The organism is Flavobacterium glycogeni (genome assembly GCF_048286775.1).
GTDB lineage: Bacteria > Bacteroidota > Bacteroidia > Flavobacteriales > Flavobacteriaceae > Flavobacterium.
This window is the reverse complement of sequence record NZ_JBLVPV010000009.1, coordinates 21,635-39,517: the sequence shown is the minus strand read 5'-3', so window position 1 is coordinate 39,517 and position 17,883 is coordinate 21,635. Positions and strand designations below refer to the sequence as shown.

General features: G+C 35.1%; 16 protein-coding genes. 9 read left to right on the top strand and 7 right to left on the bottom strand.

What is annotated here, in order from left to right:
• The 3 genes from ACNQGX_RS09275 to ACNQGX_RS09265 form a co-directional block, all read right to left on the bottom strand.
• Entirely contained in the window at positions 1 to 1,449 is a 1,449-nt protein-coding gene (locus ACNQGX_RS09275) for a gliding motility-associated C-terminal domain-containing protein (RefSeq protein ID WP_417975611.1), read from the bottom strand.
• A gap of 383 nt (positions 1,450 to 1,832) precedes the next feature.
• Positions 1,833 to 3,119, bottom strand: a complete 1,287-nt coding sequence (locus ACNQGX_RS09270) for a hypothetical protein (protein WP_417975610.1) — start codon at positions 3,117 to 3,119, stop codon at positions 1,833 to 1,835.
• A 200-nt stretch (positions 3,120 to 3,319) separates the two neighbouring features.
• Positions 3,320 to 3,763, bottom strand: coding sequence for a hypothetical protein (locus ACNQGX_RS09265; RefSeq protein ID WP_417975609.1), 444 nt, complete (start codon positions 3,761 to 3,763; stop codon positions 3,320 to 3,322).
• A 466-nt stretch (positions 3,764 to 4,229) separates the two neighbouring features.
• Here ACNQGX_RS09265 and ACNQGX_RS09260 point away from each other — a divergent pair, with 466 nt between their 5' ends.
• The 7 genes from ACNQGX_RS09260 to ACNQGX_RS09230 all read left to right on the top strand — a co-directional run bounded on the left by ACNQGX_RS09260 (position 4,230) and on the right by ACNQGX_RS09230 (position 10,101).
• A complete protein-coding gene (locus tag ACNQGX_RS09260; protein ID WP_417975608.1) occupies positions 4,230 to 5,378 on the top strand; it encodes a DNA polymerase III subunit in 1,149 nt (382 codons plus the stop codon).
• Positions 5,379 to 5,382: 4 nt separating this feature from the next.
• A complete protein-coding gene (locus ACNQGX_RS09255; protein WP_131914565.1) occupies positions 5,383 to 5,766 on the top strand; it encodes a DoxX family membrane protein in 384 nt (127 codons plus the stop codon).
• A 59-nt stretch (positions 5,767 to 5,825) separates the two neighbouring features.
• Positions 5,826 to 6,335 carry an acyl-CoA thioesterase gene (locus ACNQGX_RS09250; protein ID WP_417975607.1) on the top strand — a complete coding sequence of 170 codons (510 nt, stop codon included), beginning with the start codon at positions 5,826 to 5,828 and terminating at the stop codon, positions 6,333 to 6,335.
• A 200-nt stretch (positions 6,336 to 6,535) separates the two neighbouring features.
• On the top strand, positions 6,536 to 7,543 hold the full coding sequence (gene recA / locus ACNQGX_RS09245) for a recombinase RecA (RefSeq protein WP_131991614.1): 1,008 nt from the start codon (positions 6,536 to 6,538) through the stop codon (positions 7,541 to 7,543).
• 135 nt (positions 7,544 to 7,678) lie between these two features.
• Complete coding sequence (locus ACNQGX_RS09240) at positions 7,679 to 8,089, top strand: hypothetical protein (protein WP_417975606.1); 411 nt, start codon at positions 7,679 to 7,681, stop codon at positions 8,087 to 8,089.
• A gap of 18 nt (positions 8,090 to 8,107) precedes the next feature.
• Positions 8,108 to 8,650: an RNA polymerase sigma factor gene (locus tag ACNQGX_RS09235; protein ID WP_417975730.1), complete on the top strand. Its 543-nt coding sequence runs from the start codon at positions 8,108 to 8,110 to the stop codon at positions 8,648 to 8,650.
• Entirely contained in the window at positions 8,647 to 10,101 is a 1,455-nt protein-coding gene (locus ACNQGX_RS09230; protein WP_417975605.1) for a hypothetical protein, read from the top strand. Before ACNQGX_RS09235 ends, ACNQGX_RS09230 begins: the two co-directional genes overlap by 4 nt.
• On the opposite strand, the gene ACNQGX_RS09225 is transcribed toward ACNQGX_RS09230, so the two are convergent.
• Complete coding sequence (locus ACNQGX_RS09225) at positions 10,085 to 10,846, bottom strand: lysophospholipid acyltransferase family protein (protein WP_417975604.1); 762 nt, start codon at positions 10,844 to 10,846, stop codon at positions 10,085 to 10,087. The two genes, ACNQGX_RS09230 and ACNQGX_RS09225, sit on opposite strands and share 17 nt — an antisense overlap.
• Positions 10,847 to 10,954: 108 nt before the next feature.
• Between ACNQGX_RS09225 and trpS the strand changes: the two genes are divergently transcribed.
• Positions 10,955 to 11,929, top strand: a complete 975-nt coding sequence (gene trpS / locus ACNQGX_RS09220; RefSeq protein WP_417975603.1) for a tryptophan--tRNA ligase — start codon at positions 10,955 to 10,957, stop codon at positions 11,927 to 11,929.
• 52 nt (positions 11,930 to 11,981) lie between these two features.
• Here trpS and dprA read toward each other — a convergent pair whose 3' ends face one another.
• Positions 11,982 to 13,082, bottom strand: coding sequence for a DNA-processing protein DprA (gene dprA / locus ACNQGX_RS09215; protein WP_417975602.1), 1,101 nt, complete (start codon positions 13,080 to 13,082; stop codon positions 11,982 to 11,984).
• A 102-nt stretch (positions 13,083 to 13,184) separates the two neighbouring features.
• Between dprA and ACNQGX_RS09210 the strand changes: the two genes are divergently transcribed.
• On the top strand, positions 13,185 to 14,132 hold the full coding sequence (locus ACNQGX_RS09210) for an HU domain-containing protein (protein ID WP_417975601.1): 948 nt from the start codon (positions 13,185 to 13,187) through the stop codon (positions 14,130 to 14,132).
• 393 nt (positions 14,133 to 14,525) lie between these two features.
• Here ACNQGX_RS09210 and ACNQGX_RS09205 read toward each other — a convergent pair whose 3' ends face one another.
• Both ACNQGX_RS09205 and ACNQGX_RS09200 read right to left on the bottom strand, forming a co-directional pair.
• A complete protein-coding gene (locus tag ACNQGX_RS09205; RefSeq protein ID WP_417975600.1) occupies positions 14,526 to 16,793 on the bottom strand; it encodes a helix-turn-helix domain-containing protein in 2,268 nt (755 codons plus the stop codon).
• A gap of 297 nt (positions 16,794 to 17,090) precedes the next feature.
• On the bottom strand, positions 17,091 to 17,654 hold the full coding sequence (locus tag ACNQGX_RS09200; protein ID WP_417975599.1) for an OmpH/Skp family outer membrane protein: 564 nt from the start codon (positions 17,652 to 17,654) through the stop codon (positions 17,091 to 17,093).
• Positions 17,655 to 17,883 lie beyond the last annotated feature (229 nt).

Sequence of the window (17,883 nt, the reverse complement as noted above, 5' to 3'; positions counted from 1 at the left end):
TTACTTAATTACGGTTATGGATCCTTTTTTTTCTACAGTATCCGAAGTGATAACATAGTAATAAACTGGATTTATGTTTTTAAAATCTAATGTCCCTGATGCAGGCCAGTTACTTTGATAATCATAAGTATCAAGGGCTATCGCTCCCAATGAACTAATTATTAAGACATGTGTTTTTGGGTTTTTATATTCGTTAGGAATATCCCAAACATTGAAAGGATAACTACTGCTTAAACTTATTATGTTAGGAATTTTATCAACATTAGCACTGTGCCTTAATTCAAAAGGAATTTCATTTGAGGTATCGCATCCAGAAGTTTGCCTAATGACAACTTTATAATCCCCTTGGGTAGTTACATCAAAAGTATTTCCTGTAACTCCAGTTATTACATTATTCTGGTACCATTGAAACGTAGGATTGACCGCATCTGTCGTAGCAATTACTGTTTTGGTTTCCCCCTCTAGTATTGTGCTTGTAGTCGGTACGTTTATGGAGCTTTTTATTTCAGCTACCTTTAAAGTGATGGAAGGATTAGAAACACATCCTCCAAAGTCAAGCGCAACCGTGTATAAACCTGCTTCATTGGTTTGGTATTGTTGCTTAATTGCATCCTTTATTAAAGCACCGTTCTTATGCCATTGATAGGAATTAGCGGAAGATGAACTGCTAAGAACTGTAGGCGGATCATTAGGACAAAAAGTATCCCCTAAACTGGAGGTAACTGTAACGACAGATCCCGAACTGGCCACATTTACCGTTACTTTATTGGAATGGGAATTTGATGGTGAACAAGAACCATAATTCGTTTCTACATAATAAAGCCCCGGTTGGCTAGCCGTTAAGCTTGTTCCTGTACCAACTTGATCTCGTGTTGTCGTGCTAGTTTCCTTAAACCAAATATACGTCAATGCTGGATATTTTAAAGGAGAATCATTTGTCGCTGATTCCGGATCTATCCTTAGAACAACACTTCCACCGGAACAATAGGTAGCGGTAGGAACAAAATTATTAATCGAAAAACTAGTATTATGACTTCTATAATAAGCTGGAAAAACATTAGAGAGTGGGCTTTTGTCAACTGGAGCGGTACTCCTTACTCTTAATTGATATTTTTCTCCATTAGTACTTGTAGGTAGTCTATAGAAAAAATCGGCTGGAGAAACTGTAACAGCTCCCGCAGCAGAAGTATAAAGAACCGTAGGATTATTGGTAAAACTTCCCGAAGCATCCGACAACTCCAAAATAAATTGATTTGTAGGTTGAAACGTAGGGGCAAATGTAAAAGACACTTTAAAACTTCCGGTAACATCTGGACTGTCGCAGTTTTGAGTAAAAGCAAGAATAGGTTTCGATATTGCTCCCGTTTGAGCAAATAAAAACGCGGATGAAGATAGAATCAGCCACGTGAATAAAATATATTTTACACTAAAAAAAAATCTGTATTTCATAATCCAACTGGAACTGATTCAAACCATTTATTTAATTTAAGATTGGTATTGAATTACAAAAAATAACTCATGAAATTAATCATACCCGAACCCTACCACTGACACAATTAAGCTATATAAGTGTAGCTCTTCTTTCTAAACAGATAACACCGTGTCACACTATTCAAATATAATAAACCATATGAAATATAACGTTTAAACACCAATTAAATCGATGAAAATCATGTTGTTTTTTATTTTTAAAGTAAAAACCTACAACAAGATGTTTGATGGTTTATCTGACAGTTAAATGATCCATTTGATTTTTTGTTTCATTTACTCGCACAAAAAAAGCGCCCTGTCAAAAAATTAATAACATTAAAGACACAACAAAAAAACTTAATTTATTTAGCAGATGCAGTAATTTTAGATACCTGTAACCTATAGTCCGGTTTTTTATCATTAAAAAGGTCAATGAATGTTTCCCTATTATCACTTTTAGAATACACATTAGAAAAGGCACTATTGCCATACCAATTTTCTAAATCTTCGTTATTCGAATTATATTCTGTAAAAATATTCCCTTTGCAAAAATTGAAATACATCTCTTCGAATTTTATTTTCTTAAGATTTTCACCATTAATTTCAATCTTATTATCCAATAAAACTGCGGGATTAAAACCAGAAATCACCGTTCTTTTAAGATCGAGAGAAGTATTCTGAGAGACATATACAGCTTCTTTAACCAACCCTGATTGAATATCAATACTTAAGTTTTCGCTATTATTAATCAATGTTAAGTTTGTTGCAATAACTGAGGTTTGTTTTTTAGTGAAATCAACTTCCTCTTTTTTATCATAAGAGGCAACATCTATACATCTTGAACCCAAACTGCTTGTTAAATATGATGATCGAATGGCCAGAGAATTATCGATTCGACATTGTGTTCCAAAATTGAATTTATAATCATCACTGCTTGACTTAAAAGAAACCATCTTATTCAAAGTAAGTTCTCCTCCAAATATTTCAAAAGAATCACCTGCTGAATAACTGATCATTATGTTTTCTAATACCGTCTTATTTCCTACACCTGCCAGTAACAATGCATTGAAGTTACCTAAGCCTTTAATTTTTTTCCCTGCAAATTCTATTCTTACAAATTTTAAAATACCTGAATTGCTGCTTACATTACTACCGCCATACGATGTTAAAGAAATATCCAGATCAAAATTTACTGATGAAGCACTTCCAAATTTATTTGTAGGCGCATCGCCCAGTATCACAATTCCTCCCCAATCTCCCGCTTTTCTGGAGCTTCTGTTTGACGTGAAAACAATTGGATCTGTCTCTAAACCTTCGGCTATTATAGTAGCACCTTTTGTGATTACAAGAGAAGCACTTGATTCATAATCACCTATTATTACTGTTCCGGGTTCAATAGTCAGCGTTGCATTATTGGTAACAAAAACACTGCCTTGCAATATGTAGATATTTTTCTTGTACAATTTTGTGTTTACGGTAATATTACCCGCCAATATTTGGTTGGCTTCACCATAATCAACTTTATTGGGTTTAAATTCCGTCCAGTTATTGAGCCAGTTGTTTGAACCTGTTATTCCTTTTTCTTGCTGTGCATTTACACCGAAAACTCCAAAAAGGAGCATCCATATAATTTGAGTAATTTTTCTCATGGGATAAAAAGATATAAATTATTGATATTAAAATGCTTTGGTACTAATAAAAAAACTCATTACGATTTTTCTGAATTACTTCAGAATGTATCGATAACGAGTTTTTTCTAAATTAATATTCGATTATCGCTGCAATACTCTTATAAAAATTACTTGTTAATAAAAATTAAAAAAGGAATCAAACTAAGCCTCACTAATTATTACATATCATTGAACTCATGTAATGATTTCAATGTATTTTCATAAAATAAAATTGCTTTTACTAAATTATCTGTATCTGAATAAGGCACCATTCTTCTCTGAAATCCAACGGTTACATCCAGGAAATTTGTAGTACTTTCGGCTTGTCCATCTAATATTTTTCTGTTATCTGCATCATTAGGAATTCCCAGATCATTCATAGTCACTCCTGGTTTTGTAGCTAAGGCAATGTAGGGTAATGTTTTAACAAGAACTTTTATACGTTCAATATAGAGTTCTAATAATTCCCCTTTTTTCATCCCTTGCAATTCTTCCTTAACGTGGTATTTTTTTATTATCGCATTTGTACTAATAATACTTTTAGGAGCATTTTTATCTTGTGCCGAAACCATACCTGTTGCTAACAAAAAACACACACTGAAAAAAATAATTTTCCTTTTCATAATTTAAATTTACGAATTAATTTATTAAACAAAAATATACAATAAAACTAAAAATGCAATTTTGTTGCTATTTTTTTTGCTCACAAAAGATTACAAAATGTAAAAAAAAACGCATTATATCGAGCAAATTTGCGTTTTATCGAATGCTTTAATTTCTCATTACACATGTGATATTATTGGGATTAACCCTTTTTAAGTGTATTAGGAAAGCTTCTATAAAGAAAATTTAATTTTCTCCAACTAATTTTCCATTTATTAATATTAAACCTACACATGGACAACTTTAAACCGTTAAATTTTCATAAATAATGCCGTTTTTCACCTGTTTTAAGCCTATTTCTCCCAAAAAAAAGTTAAATTTTCATCTTAAAAAAGATGCATGCACAATATCTTTTATAAAGCTACTTTTCCCGAAAGTTTGCATCCGAAAATTTTAGACTAAACCATTTTCTGCTATCTTTGCTTTATGCAATTTTCAGAAATTTTAGGGCAGGAACACATTAAAAGTCATTTGACAAGAAGTGCTGATTTGGGAAGAATCCCCCATGCGCAGTTGTTTGTTGGTCCTGAAGGAAGCGGTACTTTACCCATGGCAATTGCTTATGCGCAATATATTATTTGCAGCAATCAAAACGGGGAGAACTCCGGTTCAAACGAAGCCTGTAACATCAAATTCCAGAAAACTTCGCATCCTGATTTGCATTTTATATACCCGACCGTGAGTACCGAAGATGTAAAAACAAAACCCAAAAGCATCGATTTTATCACGGAATGGAGAGAATTTCTGAACCAAAACCCGTACGGAAGTCTATTTGATTGGTACCAAATGTTAGGCGTTAAAAATAAACAAGGCGAAATAAGGGTTGATGACGCCCAGGAAATCTTGAAATCTCTTGCTTTAAAATCCTACGAAGGCGGATACAAAGTAATGATCATTTGGATGGCCGATAAATTAAATATTGCCGCTTCCAATAAATTATTGAAACTACTAGAAGAACCTACGGACAGAACGGTTTTTATCCTGATTTCAGAAAACGAAGAAGATATCATCCAAACCATTCGCTCCCGATGCCAAGTGCTACATTTTAACGGATTAAGTGAAACCGTAATTGCCGAAGCCTTAGTTTCAAGAGAAAACACGGAATCAAAAGAAGCCTTAAAAATAGCGCATCAGGCACAAGGAAATTATAACAAAGCATTGCAATTATTACAACCGGACAGCGAATCTGTTTTTTTTGAAAAGTGGTTTGTTGATTGGGTTCGCGCTGCTTTTAGAGCCAAAGGAAATGCCGCCGCCATTCAGGATTTGATCCAATGGAGCGAGCAAATTGCCAGTTTAGGGAGAGAAACCCAAAAGAAGTTTTTACATTTTTGTATCGATATGTTCCGTCAGGCATTGTTACTGAATTATCAAACGCCTGCCCTGGTTTATATGGAACCGCAAGTGGAAAAATTCAAACTGGAGAATTTTGCCCCTTTCGTAAATGGCAACAACATAAATGATATTTTCAAAGAACTTTCAGACGCCATGTATCACATCGAGCGCAACGGAAATGCTAAAATTATTTTAACCGATTTATCTATAAAACTCACCCGTTTAATTCACAAAAAATAAAAAAATGAACAACATTACTTCGATTTTAATCTTAATTTTTCTAGCCATTACTTTCTTGCAATCCGGTTACGACAAACTGTTTTATTGGAAAGACAATGTGGACTGGTTAAAAGGTCATTTTTCCAAAACGCCATTAAAAAACCATGTACCATTAGCATTACTTAACATTTTACTGTTAGAATTAATCTCCGGTATTTTATGCGTAGTGGGCTGTATTGAATTATTCGTGAATAATGGCCGAATCTTCGGTTTTTACGGAGCTGTTTTCTCTTGTATCACTTTATTAATGTTGCTTTTCGGACAGCGATTAGCCAAAGATTATGATGGTGCGAGAACAATTGTCATCTATTTTATACCCGCAATATTGGCGGTTTATTGGTTAAACTAAAATTCCAAAAAACGATTAAAAACAACAACAATTTCTTTTTACATTTTTACATAAAAAACATGGCTCCAAAACATCCTTCTGAATCCCTGACGATATTAACTGATTTGGTTTTACCAAGTGAGACCAATCCTTTGAATAATCTTTTTGGTGGTGAATTATTGGCCCGTATGGATCGCGCAGCGAGTATTGCGGCACGAAGACATTCCCGAAGAATTGTAGTTACGGCTTCCGTAAATCACGTAGCGTTTAACAGAGCCATTCCGCTGGGAAGTGTCGTTACTGTTGAAGCAAAAGTTTCAAGATCTTTCAAAAGTTCTATGGAAATTTTTATTGATATTTGGGTAGAGGACAGGGAGTCTGGCAACAAAACCAAAGCCAACGAAGCGATTTATACTTTTGTTGCGGTTGATGATACCGGAAGACCCGTAGAAGTACCACAAATAGTTCCGGAAACAGAGCTGGAAAAACAACGTTTTGATGCCGCATTAAGACGCAAGCAACTCAGTTTAGTTTTAGCAGGAAAATTAAATCCTCATGAAGCTACTGAATTGAAGGCATTGTTCCAGTAACACGTATAATCAACTTATTTTTTTATTGAAATTTAGATTTAAAATATTCTTGAAAGAGAAAATTTACATTAAAAAAAGAAGTATTTTTACGAAAACAAATATTCGCACACAAATAAAATTTTTAGGATAATTAGTCATCCTGTCAGTTTTTTAGAGTTATAAAATAATACAAATCGATGAAAGAAAAGGTAAAAGAGAAGATGAGTACAGAGAAAGAATCCAAATTAAAAGCGCTACAACTTACGCTTGACAAACTAGACAAAACGTACGGAAAAGGAACGGTGATGAAAATGGGTGACAAAGCCATTGAGGAAGTGGAAACTATTTCTTCTGGATCTTTAGGAATCGATTTAGCGTTAGGCGTTGGCGGGTATCCAAGAGGTAGAATTATTGAAATATACGGTCCGGAATCTTCTGGAAAAACAACCTTAACACTTCATGCCATCGCCGAAGCGCAAAAAGCGGGAGGAATTGCTGCTTTTATTGATGCGGAACACGCTTTCGATAGAAATTATGCCGAAAAATTAGGCGTAGATATTGAAAACTTAATCATCTCGCAACCGGATAATGGGGAACAAGCTTTAGAAATTGCTGAAAACTTGATTCGTTCAGGCGCAATTGACATTGTAGTAATTGACTCGGTTGCCGCTTTGACTCCAAAAAGTGAGATTGAAGGAGAAATGGGAGATTCTAAAATGGGTCTTCACGCTCGTTTAATGTCTCAAGCGTTACGTAAATTAACAGGAACCATCAGTAAAACAAATTGTACTGTTTTCTTTATTAATCAATTAAGAGAGAAAATTGGTGTAATGTTTGGAAATCCAGAAACAACAACTGGAGGAAATGCATTGAAGTTTTATGCTTCGGTTCGTTTAGACATCCGTCGTTCTACACAAATTAAAGATGGTGATAACGTACTTGGAAACAGAACCAAAGTAAAAGTGGTGAAAAACAAGGTAGCTCCACCATTTAAAATTGCTGAATTTGACATCATGTACGGTGAAGGAATTTCAAAAACTGGCGAAATTTTAGATCTTGCAGTAGAGTTTGAAATCATCAAAAAAGCGGGATCTTGGTTCAGTTATGGTGAAACCAAATTAGGTCAAGGTCGCGATGCTGTTAAGTCTTTGATAAAAGATAATCCAGAATTAGCCGATGAGCTTGAAGCAAAAATTAAAGCTAGAATAAAAGAATTAGCAGAAGCATAAAAACTAAAACCCGAAAATTTTCGGGTTTTTTTGATTTATGACGCAACCTTTTTAAAAATTTTCATCTCTTAAGAAACCGTCTCCAAAAACTTTTAAACAGACGGAAGAAGAATAGTAACATTTAAATTATTAAAGATGAAAAAAATTGTTTTACTCACCCTGTTTGTATTGACCCTAGTGGGCTGTAGTATTGACGATGATCAACCAAATTACAGCTATGAAGTACTCCCGATAGACAGTTACACGTTGCCTGAATCTTTCACTTTAGGAGAAACTTATGAAATAAAATTGAAGTACAAAAAACCTTCAAACTGCCATTCTTTTCAAGGAATCTATTATGATAAAGAATTAAATATCAGAACAATTGGCATACAAACCACAGTTCTGGAAAGTACAGATTGCACACCTTTAACTGCGGAACCAATTGAGGTTTCTTTCAAATTTTATGTAACCAACACTGGTTCTTATATTTTTAAGTTTTATAAAGGCGAGGATGCAAATGGTCAAAATATCTTTGAAGAAGTAGAAATTCCAGTGACTAATTAATTAATGTCGGTAAAAACTGTGGGATTGGATCAAATAATTAATCAATGTAAAAAAAACTGCCCCAAAGCGCAAGAGGAATTGTACCAATTGTTTGCGAAAAAATTCTTTGGGGTATGTTTAAAGTATTCCAGCAATTACGCAGATGCCGAGGATAATTTGCAGGATGGTTTTTTGATTATTTTTGGCAAAATAGAACAGTATAATTTTAAAGGTTCTTTTGAAGGATGGGCAAAGAGAATATTAATTAACAATGCCCTTCAAAAATACAGAGGCGTTAGGTATATGGAGGTTATAAATGACAATATTCCTGAGGAAGAAGTCGAAATTGACGACGAAAATATTTCTATCGAGTATCTAATGCAAATCATCCATGAATTACCAGACCAGTATAGATTAGTTTTCAGTCTCTATGTACTTGATGGATACTCTCATAAAGAAGTCTCCGAAATGCTTAAAATTACTACTGGAACGACAAAGTCAAATCTTGCCAGAGCCAGAGCAATTTTGAAAGAAAAAATTGATCTTCACACAAAAATTAAAATAAATTCATTGGCAAAATGAACGATAAAAAAAATATAGACCGATTGTTTCAAGAAAAATTCAAAGATTTTGAAACAGAACCAAATAAACATGTTTGGATAAACATCCAAACCGCTTTACAAGAAAAAAAGAAGGAACGAAAAGTAATTCCGTTTTGGATAAAATCTTCAGGAATTGCAGCTGCTTTTCTTTTAGGTTTATTTGCATTGAATACCGTTTTAAATAATAATAATAATAATATTGAACTAAAGAATGGTGTTGTTATAGACAGCAAAGTTTTAAAAAATTCGTTTGACGGAAAGGATTCTACTCTTGATAAAACAAAAAAAGAGCGTAATCCTTTAGAAATAAAAAAAGTTCCTCAGGTCGTAGTTAACAAAATTAAAACAGGGAAAAGAAATGAAAAAGAAATTACATCTTCTGATAGATTTAAAATCAATTCGAACAAAGAGAAGAATCAGAACGGTTCTGTTGTTTATTTCCAAAAAGATAATTCACCGCTAAAACCAACAACGGCAAATAATAACAACCCAAAATCTACGGCTGTTATCACGGAGAAAAACAACGCAACAACCTATAACCCGTTTGAAAATATCCAACAAAATCAAACACAGGAAAAAAATGGTTTAAAAGAGGTTGAAAACTCAAAAATTGCCGCAATAGAGTCTAAAAAGCAGCCCTCAAGTAATACTGAAACTCCAAACGAATTGGAGGAAATCCTTAAAAATAAAAAAGGAGAAGAAAAAGAAGCTTTGGTTCTTAACCAGAAAAACAAGTGGCAAATCACACCGAACATCGCGGCTGTATACTTAAATTCAAATTCAGGCGGATCTGCCATTGATCCCCAGCTTTCGGAAAACCAAAAAACGACCGATAACGGCCTTAGTTTTGGTATTGGAGTAAATTATGCCATTTCTAAAAAAATGGTCTTAAGATCCGGAATTAACAAGCTTACGGTGGGATACAACACCAATGATGTACTCTATTCAGCCGGATTATCAAGTAATAATTTGGCAAATGTTAATTATACCTCTACTACTTTAATTGAGATTAAAAATCAGGCTGCTTTAAATACGTTAATCACTTTTGAAAAAGACTTACAAAAAACGAATACTGGTGTACTAAACCAAAAAATGGGCTATTACGAAGTGCCTTTGGAGCTTTCCTATGCTGTTTTGGATAAAAAATTTGGAATTAACATTATTGGAGGTGTAAGCACATTATTTCTAAACCAGAATAAAATATCGTTAGTTTCATCTGAAACCAATGTAAAATTAGGCGAAGCAAAAAATTTGAATCAAGTCCATTTTAGCACTAATGTAGGTTTAGGATTTAAATACCAGATTATAAAATCATTCCAAATTAATGTGGAACCAATGGTTAAGTATCAACTGAATACATTTTCAAACAACTCCGGTGACTTTAAACCGCTATTTATTGGATTGTATTCTGGTATCAGCTATAGCTTTTAATCGGATTTGAATCGAAAGCTAATAATTGCGTATAAATTATTTCGCGTACTTCATCCCGGATTTCTTTTCGGTGAACGCCAGTTTTTCCCAAAGTTTCTACGTGTGAATGCATTTTCACTCGCATAATTCCTGGGCTTCCACTGAAAAAAGTATAGGAGAATCTTTTTTTATTGTCCGCAAAAGTAATGGGAACAATGGGAATTTCATGTTCTATCGCCAAGCGGAAAGCACCGTCTTTGAAAGTGTCCAAGAGTACCGACTCATCATCTGGAACGCCGCCTTCGGGGAAAATACAGATACTCAATCCTTGATTGATTCTTTTTTGAGCGCGATTAAAGACTTCCATTCTGCTTTTTGAAGAGCTTCTGTCCACCAAAATACAGGTTCTTTTATAGAAAAATCCAAACAACGGAATTTTTGAAAGCTCTTTTTTACCCACAAAAACAAACGGATTTCTAGTCAAGGCGAGCATCAGCATGATATCAGCCATAGAGGTATGATTGGCAACAATCATATAACTTTTTTGGTATTCCATTTCTTGGCTTTTATCTATTTTATAATAGAATCCCATCCCGAAAAGAATAAATTTTGCCCAAATACGAGCCATCTTAAAAAAATAAGGATAGCCGCTTTCCGTCAAAATAGACAATACCAAAAAAGGAAACATCACCAATATGGGAATGGTCATCAAAACATAAAACCATATGCGCCACAGTACCCAAAAAACAATTTTTAATCCTTTCATAAGTTCAAAAGTAAGAAATCGTAGGCGAATAATAATAAAAGAATTAAATTTGCTGAAAAACTTTGCGTCCCGATAGCTATCGGGATTGCGCATAAGAAAAAAGAAATAATGGCAAAAATACTTACAGGCGTTCAAAGTACCGGAACACCACATTTAGGAAACTTACTTGGCGCAATCATTCCCGCAATAGCATTATCAAATAAACCTGAAAACGAATCGTTTCTTTTCATTGCCGATTTACACTCGATAACGCAAATAAAAAACGGTGAAACCTTACGAACCAATACCTACAGTACCGCTGCAGCTTGGCTTGCTTGTGGTTTGAATGTGGACAAAGTAGTTTTCTACAGACAGTCAGACGTACCACAAACAGCTGAATTATCCTGGTATTTGAGTTGTTTTTTTCCTTTTCAACGCTTGACATTAGCGCATTCTTTCAAAGACAAAGCCGATAGACTGGAAGATGTCAATGCAGGTTTGTTCTCCTATCCAATGCTGATGGCTGCCGATATTTTATTATATGATGCACAGTTTATTCCGGTAGGAAAAGACCAATTGCAACACGTTGAAATTACTCGTGATGTAGCGTCCCGTTTCAACCACCAAATGGGAGAAACTTTTGTGCTTCCTGAAGCAAAAATTCAGGAAGACAGCATGCTTATTCCGGGTACCAACGGTGGAAAAATGAGTAAATCAGCCAATAATATTATCAATATTTTTTTGGATGACAAAATACTACGCAAACAAGTGATGAGTATTGAAACCGACAGCACGCCGCTGGAAGATCCTAAAAATCCGGACACGTGCAACGCTTTTGCTATTTATTCTTTATTGGCAACCGAAGAACAAATCGCAGTGATGAAAGCCAATTACCTTGGTGGAAATTATGGCTACGGTCACGCCAAACAAGCGTTGTTTGAATTGATTACTGAAACTTTCAAAACCGAAAGAGAAAAATACAATTACTACATGAACAATCTTGCCGAAGTAGATGCTTTATTGAAGATTGGTGCACAAAAAGCAGCAGTTGTTGCCAATGGCGTTTTAGCAAGAGTGAGAGAAAAATTGGGGTTTGAGGTGTAAAAAACAATCACAATCCTATCAGGGTTTCGAACCCTGATAGGATTAAATTAAATCATATCGCCTCAAACAATTTCCCTGGCAAAGGTCGTATCACGCCTTTCAGTTCCATATTCAACAGCATTCCAGAGATTTTATAAATAGGAAAATCACAGCGCAAAGCAATAATATCCATCAGTTCTTTTCCAGTTTTAAGGAGGTAATCGTATACTTTTTGTTCGTCTTCATCTAAGCTTACAAACAATTGTTTTTGTACCGGTTTAGTTTCTTTTTGAATGTCCCAATTCAAAATATAAATCAAATCCGCGGCACTTGTCAAGACATTTGCTTTTTGGGTTTTTATCAGGTTGTTGCAACCTTGACTGTACTTATCCGTAACACGTCCTGGTACCGCAAAAACATCACGGTTGTAATCATTCGCCATATTTGCCGTAATCAATGATCCGCCTCTATCCGCTGATTCAATAACGATAGTTGCTTCAGACATTCCCGCAACGATTCTATTTCTGCGTACGAAATTTTCTTTGTCAGGATTGGAGGAACTCCAAAACTCGGTCATAAAACCACCGTTTTGCTCGACTTTTGACACAAATTTTTTATGGGTTTTCGGGTAAATTTGGTTCAAACCATGCGCCACCACTCCTATCGTCTGTAAATTATTTTCCATTGCCAGTTGATGTGCAACAATATCAACACCATAGGCAAAACCACTGACGATTATAGGATCCAGCGGAGCCAAATCTTCTATCAGTTTTCTGCAAAACTCCGTTCCGTAGGATGTAATTTGGCGTGTTCCTACAATGCTGATTATTCTTCTGTTTTTTAAATTAATATTTCCCGATGTGAATAATAAAAGTGGTCCGTCAATGCAATGTTTCAACCGTTCCGGATAGTCGTAGTCCTGAAAATAAACCGCATTGATTTCATTCGCTTTTATAAACTCCAGTTCCTGAGTTGCTTTTTCGAAAACGGAATTATCTTTTAAATTTTTTAGCAAAACAGACCCCACTCCATCAATTGCAGCAAGTTGCGATGCTTTTGTATTAAAAACGGCTTCCGCACTTCCAAAATGGGTAAGCAGTTTTTTGGCCATTATGTCGCCCACTCCTTCTATTCTTTGCAATGCCAATAAATAAAATAAATCCTGCTCTTTCATGCTAATTATTTGAGAGTGAAATGTATAAATTTTTATGCGGATTGTTAATAAAAATTGTGAATAAAATTTTGATAACTATTTTCGTTGTATAACTTTGTAAGTATGAAAATCGAACAATACATCGCGCAGCTTTTATACCGTTATCAATGTGTAACCGTTCCGGGTTTCGGAGCTTTTTTGACCGAAATTCAATCGGCTAAACTAAACGAAAGCTTGAATTCGTTTTCTCCTCCCAAAAAAATGATCGCTTTCAATGCTAATTTGAAAAACAATGATGGTTTATTAGCCAATCACATCGCTTTAGCAGAGAAAACTTCTTATGAATATGCTGTAAGCGCGATTCAATATGAAGTTTTTAATTGGAAAAAAGCATTAGAAGAAAATGAACTTTTTTCTATAAAAAATGTGGGAGATCTTCGTTTGAATGCGGATAAAAATATAGTTTTCACTCCGTACGATCAAACAAATTATTTAACCAGTTCCTTTGGGTTGGCTCCTTTTGTTTCGCCTCTTGTAAAAAGAGAAATCTTCGAAAAAGAAGTTGAAGCAATTGAAGAAAAAGCAACAATCACAATGGTTCCTTTAGCAACAAGAACAGCGAATCCGTATTTAAAATACGCCGCTATTTTTGTATTAGGATTAGGACTTGCAGGAAGTGTTGGTTATCCAATGTATCAAAACCAAATCGCCTCAGAAACGATTCTTGTTGAAACTGCCGTTCAAAAACAAGTTCAAAATAAAATTCAGCAAGCCACTTTCTTCATCGAAAGTCCAGTTCCGGCTGTTACACTTTCTGTAAAATCGACTACCGAAATAAAAATGCCCTATCACATTATGGCCGGAGTCTACAGAGAAGAAAAAAATGCAGATAAGACTTTGCGAATTTTATCTCGTTTAGGATATGATGCCAAACGAATCGCTCCTAACAAAAACGGTTATTTTCCGGTTCTATATGGCAGTTACACCACATTTGCTGAAGCAGAAAAAGCGAAAAAAGAAATCAATGAAAAGCACAATCCAGAGGCTTGGATATTGATTCAATCACTATAAAAACAAAAACCCTATTCTTACCGAATAGGGTTTTTTAGTTCATAACTACTTGTATGTAACTAATGCCAAAAAAATATTTTAATCTCTTTTTTAAAATTCGAACTTACAAAAACACTTTGTAGAACTCTGTAAATAATTGAATTTAACAAATAAACCGTTATACATTTTTAAACAATGAGGTTTAGAGTTTAAGAGTTGGTGGCTTTGTTTTGTTCAACATTGAGCTTTAGTGTCTTTTTTAAAATAAAAGTATCAAGCTACATTCAGGACATTAGTATTTTTTTAAGTATTCCTTCATAACATTGACTCTAAATCTCTTGGTCTCTTTGTTGATGACAGTAAAAAAATAATGATCGTTTGTTTAGCGAACAGTCATTTTAGCGTTTTGTTGTTTTAATTCAAACTCGCTTTGTACATTCTGGCTTCTTCCCAAGAGAATTTATGACCGTGTTTTTCCATTAAGGCATTCAGCGATTCTTCTTTGTATCCCGAAAACGCTGCTGCTAAATCCTGCATTTTATCCTCCGGTAAAACTTCCGAAATGGATATCGCTTTGGTTTGTATCAGTTTTACAAAATGTCCGTAAATCGTTTGTTTGGTCAGCACTCTGATTGTCGCAATATCCGCAATTGATTTCTTTTCCACCCACAATTCATAGGTTTCCTGAACCGTTGATTTCTTAGGTGCTGCTGTTTTTGATTTTTTCGAAGTATAGCGTTCCACGTCTTTTTCGTCTTCAATCAGCGTGATATTTACTTCCTTGAATTGATTTTGTATGGCTTCCGTTTTTCGGCTGATGTATTTTTTTATTTCTGAGGACGTCAATTTCTCTTTCGAAATGGTTTCTCCTGCAACAACGGTTTCTATCAATAATTTGGCCTTCATTAACCGCAGAACGGCTTTGGTTTGCAATTCTTCCAGCACGATTAATTCGTCATAAAACGCTTTCACTTTCTTGATGCGTTTTACTTCCTCTAGTTTCCAAAGGATTTCAAAAACCAAATCGTCCATCGGTTTTAAGAAATAACTGAAAGCGGCTTGAATGCGTTCCGAAACATGATTCAAATCGACGGTTTCCTGACCAAAAAGCTTATTCAATTGCGAAATGAATTTTTTGGATGGATCCAAAAGCTGTTCGATTACTTCCGTTTGCTTTTTGGCCCAAACCGCATGTTTGGATTTCTCTGAAATTTCTGATTTTTCGTTGTAACTGAATTTATGATTGCGCCATTCCTGAGCCAAATCATTCCAATCGAAGGTGTTTATCAGATAGTTATGAATGAAATTTTTGGTTTCAAAATGCAAGGCATTCTCTAAAAACGAATCCGAAGCCTTGTTTAACGAATAATCCATCACATCCTGATCGTTTGAAATGCCATTCATGCGCAGCGGAGAAAGCAAAATAAGCCCTTCTAACGAACGCAAACGCGATAACGCCACATAAGCCTGTCCCGGGAGAAAAACCTGCGAAACATCAAGCGCAGCTTTATCAAACGTCAATCCCTGGCTTTTATGAACCGTAATTGCCCACGCTAATTTGATGGGATAATGCACAAAAGTCCCCAAAACTTCTTCTTCAATTTCTTTGGTGGTTTCATCTACTTTGTAGCGGATGTTTTGCCATTCGTATTTTTCGACTTCTATGGTTTTGTTTTCTTCCGGAAAATGAACCAGGATTTCCTGACTCGATAGCGATTTGATAATCCCCATTTTTCCGTTGAAGTAGTTTTTATCAAACGACAAATCGTTTTTTACAAACATGATTTGCGCGCCCACTTTCAACTGCAGTTGTTGTTCCACGGGAAATATCTTGTCCGGAAAATCTCCTGTTATCTCCGGTTTGTAAATCACTAACTTTCCTTCTAAATCTTCCAAAGCCTGCGCATTCATCGTATCGGCTTTGTTGTTATGCGTGGTTAATGTGATGTATCCTTTGTTAGCTTTTAAATCAAAATCGGGTTTGACGTATTGGTTTAAGGTTTGAATGTCTTCCTGCGAAATCTGGTTGTTGCGTAAATTATTCAAAACCGAGATAAACGTATCGTCGGTCTGGCGAAAAATCTTGGATAATTCAATGTATAAAGGCGGATTTTGCTGTACGACATGCGAATGGAAAAAGAATTTTCCTTTGTAATACGTTTTCAGCGTACGCCATTCTTCGTCCCGAATTACCGGTGGCAACTGCAATAAATCACCGATATACAAGACTTGGACCCCACCAAAAGCAACACTTTTTTTACGTACGGTTTGCATCATATAATCCATCGCATCCAGTAAATCCGCGCGAAGCATACTGACTTCATCGATAATCAACAATTCCATATTGCGAATCACCGATTTCTTCAAACCGCTCATTTTGAAATGCCTGCGCAAGGTGGCCTTGGTTTCAAATTTGGTGTTCTCGGAAAATTGAGGCGATGAATTGTCCGGAATGAATCCTCCAAACGGCAACTGAAACATCGAATGAATCGTTACGCCGCCAGCATTTAACGCGGCAATTCCCGTTGGCGCCACAACAACGGTGTTCTTGTGCGTAGTTTGGATAATTTCCCGTAAAAGGGTGGTTTTTCCGGTTCCTGCTTTCCCGGTTAGGAAAACGGATCGATGGGTTTGATTGATGAATCGTAAGGTATAAGCGGCGGCTTCTGAAATGGTTTGCATTAGGCGTGTATATATAAAGCTAAAGTATTGAAAATTAGGAATACTATTTTAATTTTTGGAAAACATTTTAGGATTATAATTCGACTATTTTTTAGCCCTGATAGCAGCGAAAATCTTCGAAATTTAGAAAGTGATTTTTTTCTGGCCGGAAAAGAGCGACTAAAAGAAGCTCCTTTCCTGGGTAAGAAAAAACACTTTCTAAACGAGAGATTACAGCGGATAGCGGGAAATAGCTTCAAAAAAAATGCCTTCAATCTAGTTGTAGACGAAGGCAGTTTTTTGAATTAATATAAAAAATTATTTTTTAGCTTCTGCTTTTTCTTCCGTTTTAGCAGGTGCTTTGTATTTATCGTTCAAGGCTTTGATGATTTCTTTTGTGATATCAAATTTGTCTTCAGCGTATAAAATTGAAGCCGCGTCACCTGTACCGTAGATGTATGCATATCCTTTTTCTTTACCGTACGTTTTGATGAATTTTTTCACTCCGCTTACTAAAGAATCCATTTCTTTTCCGCTTTCTTGTTGCAATTCTTGAGACAACGCTTGTTGCGCGTAACTCAATTGTTGCTCTTTCTTTTGCAATTCAGCACCTTTTTGTTGTGCCCATGCCTGACCGTTGGCTTGTGCCTGAGCTTGAAAACTTGCAGCCTCTTGTTTGAAACGATTAATTTCAGCTTCTAGCTGTCTTCCTTTTTCTTCTGCCTTTGTTTTATATTTTGCTTCAAGGTCTTTTGCCTCTGTATATTCTTTCATTAATTCAGAAGTGTCTACGTAAGCTGTTTTTACTTCCTTAACTTCTGCAGGTTTATTACAAGCAACAAGTGAAATTGAAAGTGCGATAATTACTAATGCTTTTTTCATTTTGGTTAATTTCTAATTTTTAAGTATTGGAGACAAAAATATAAAAAAATAGATAGCATTGACATAAAGTTTAAAAAATGCTACTTTTTTATGATATAAGATTTTATTATTGTGATTTATGAATGCATAATTTATGACTATTAAAAATGGCTTCTATATCTTTTAAATAAACTAATTAGTCTAAAAATCCGATAATCACCCTCGATTTCATCAAAAAATACACTTAAAT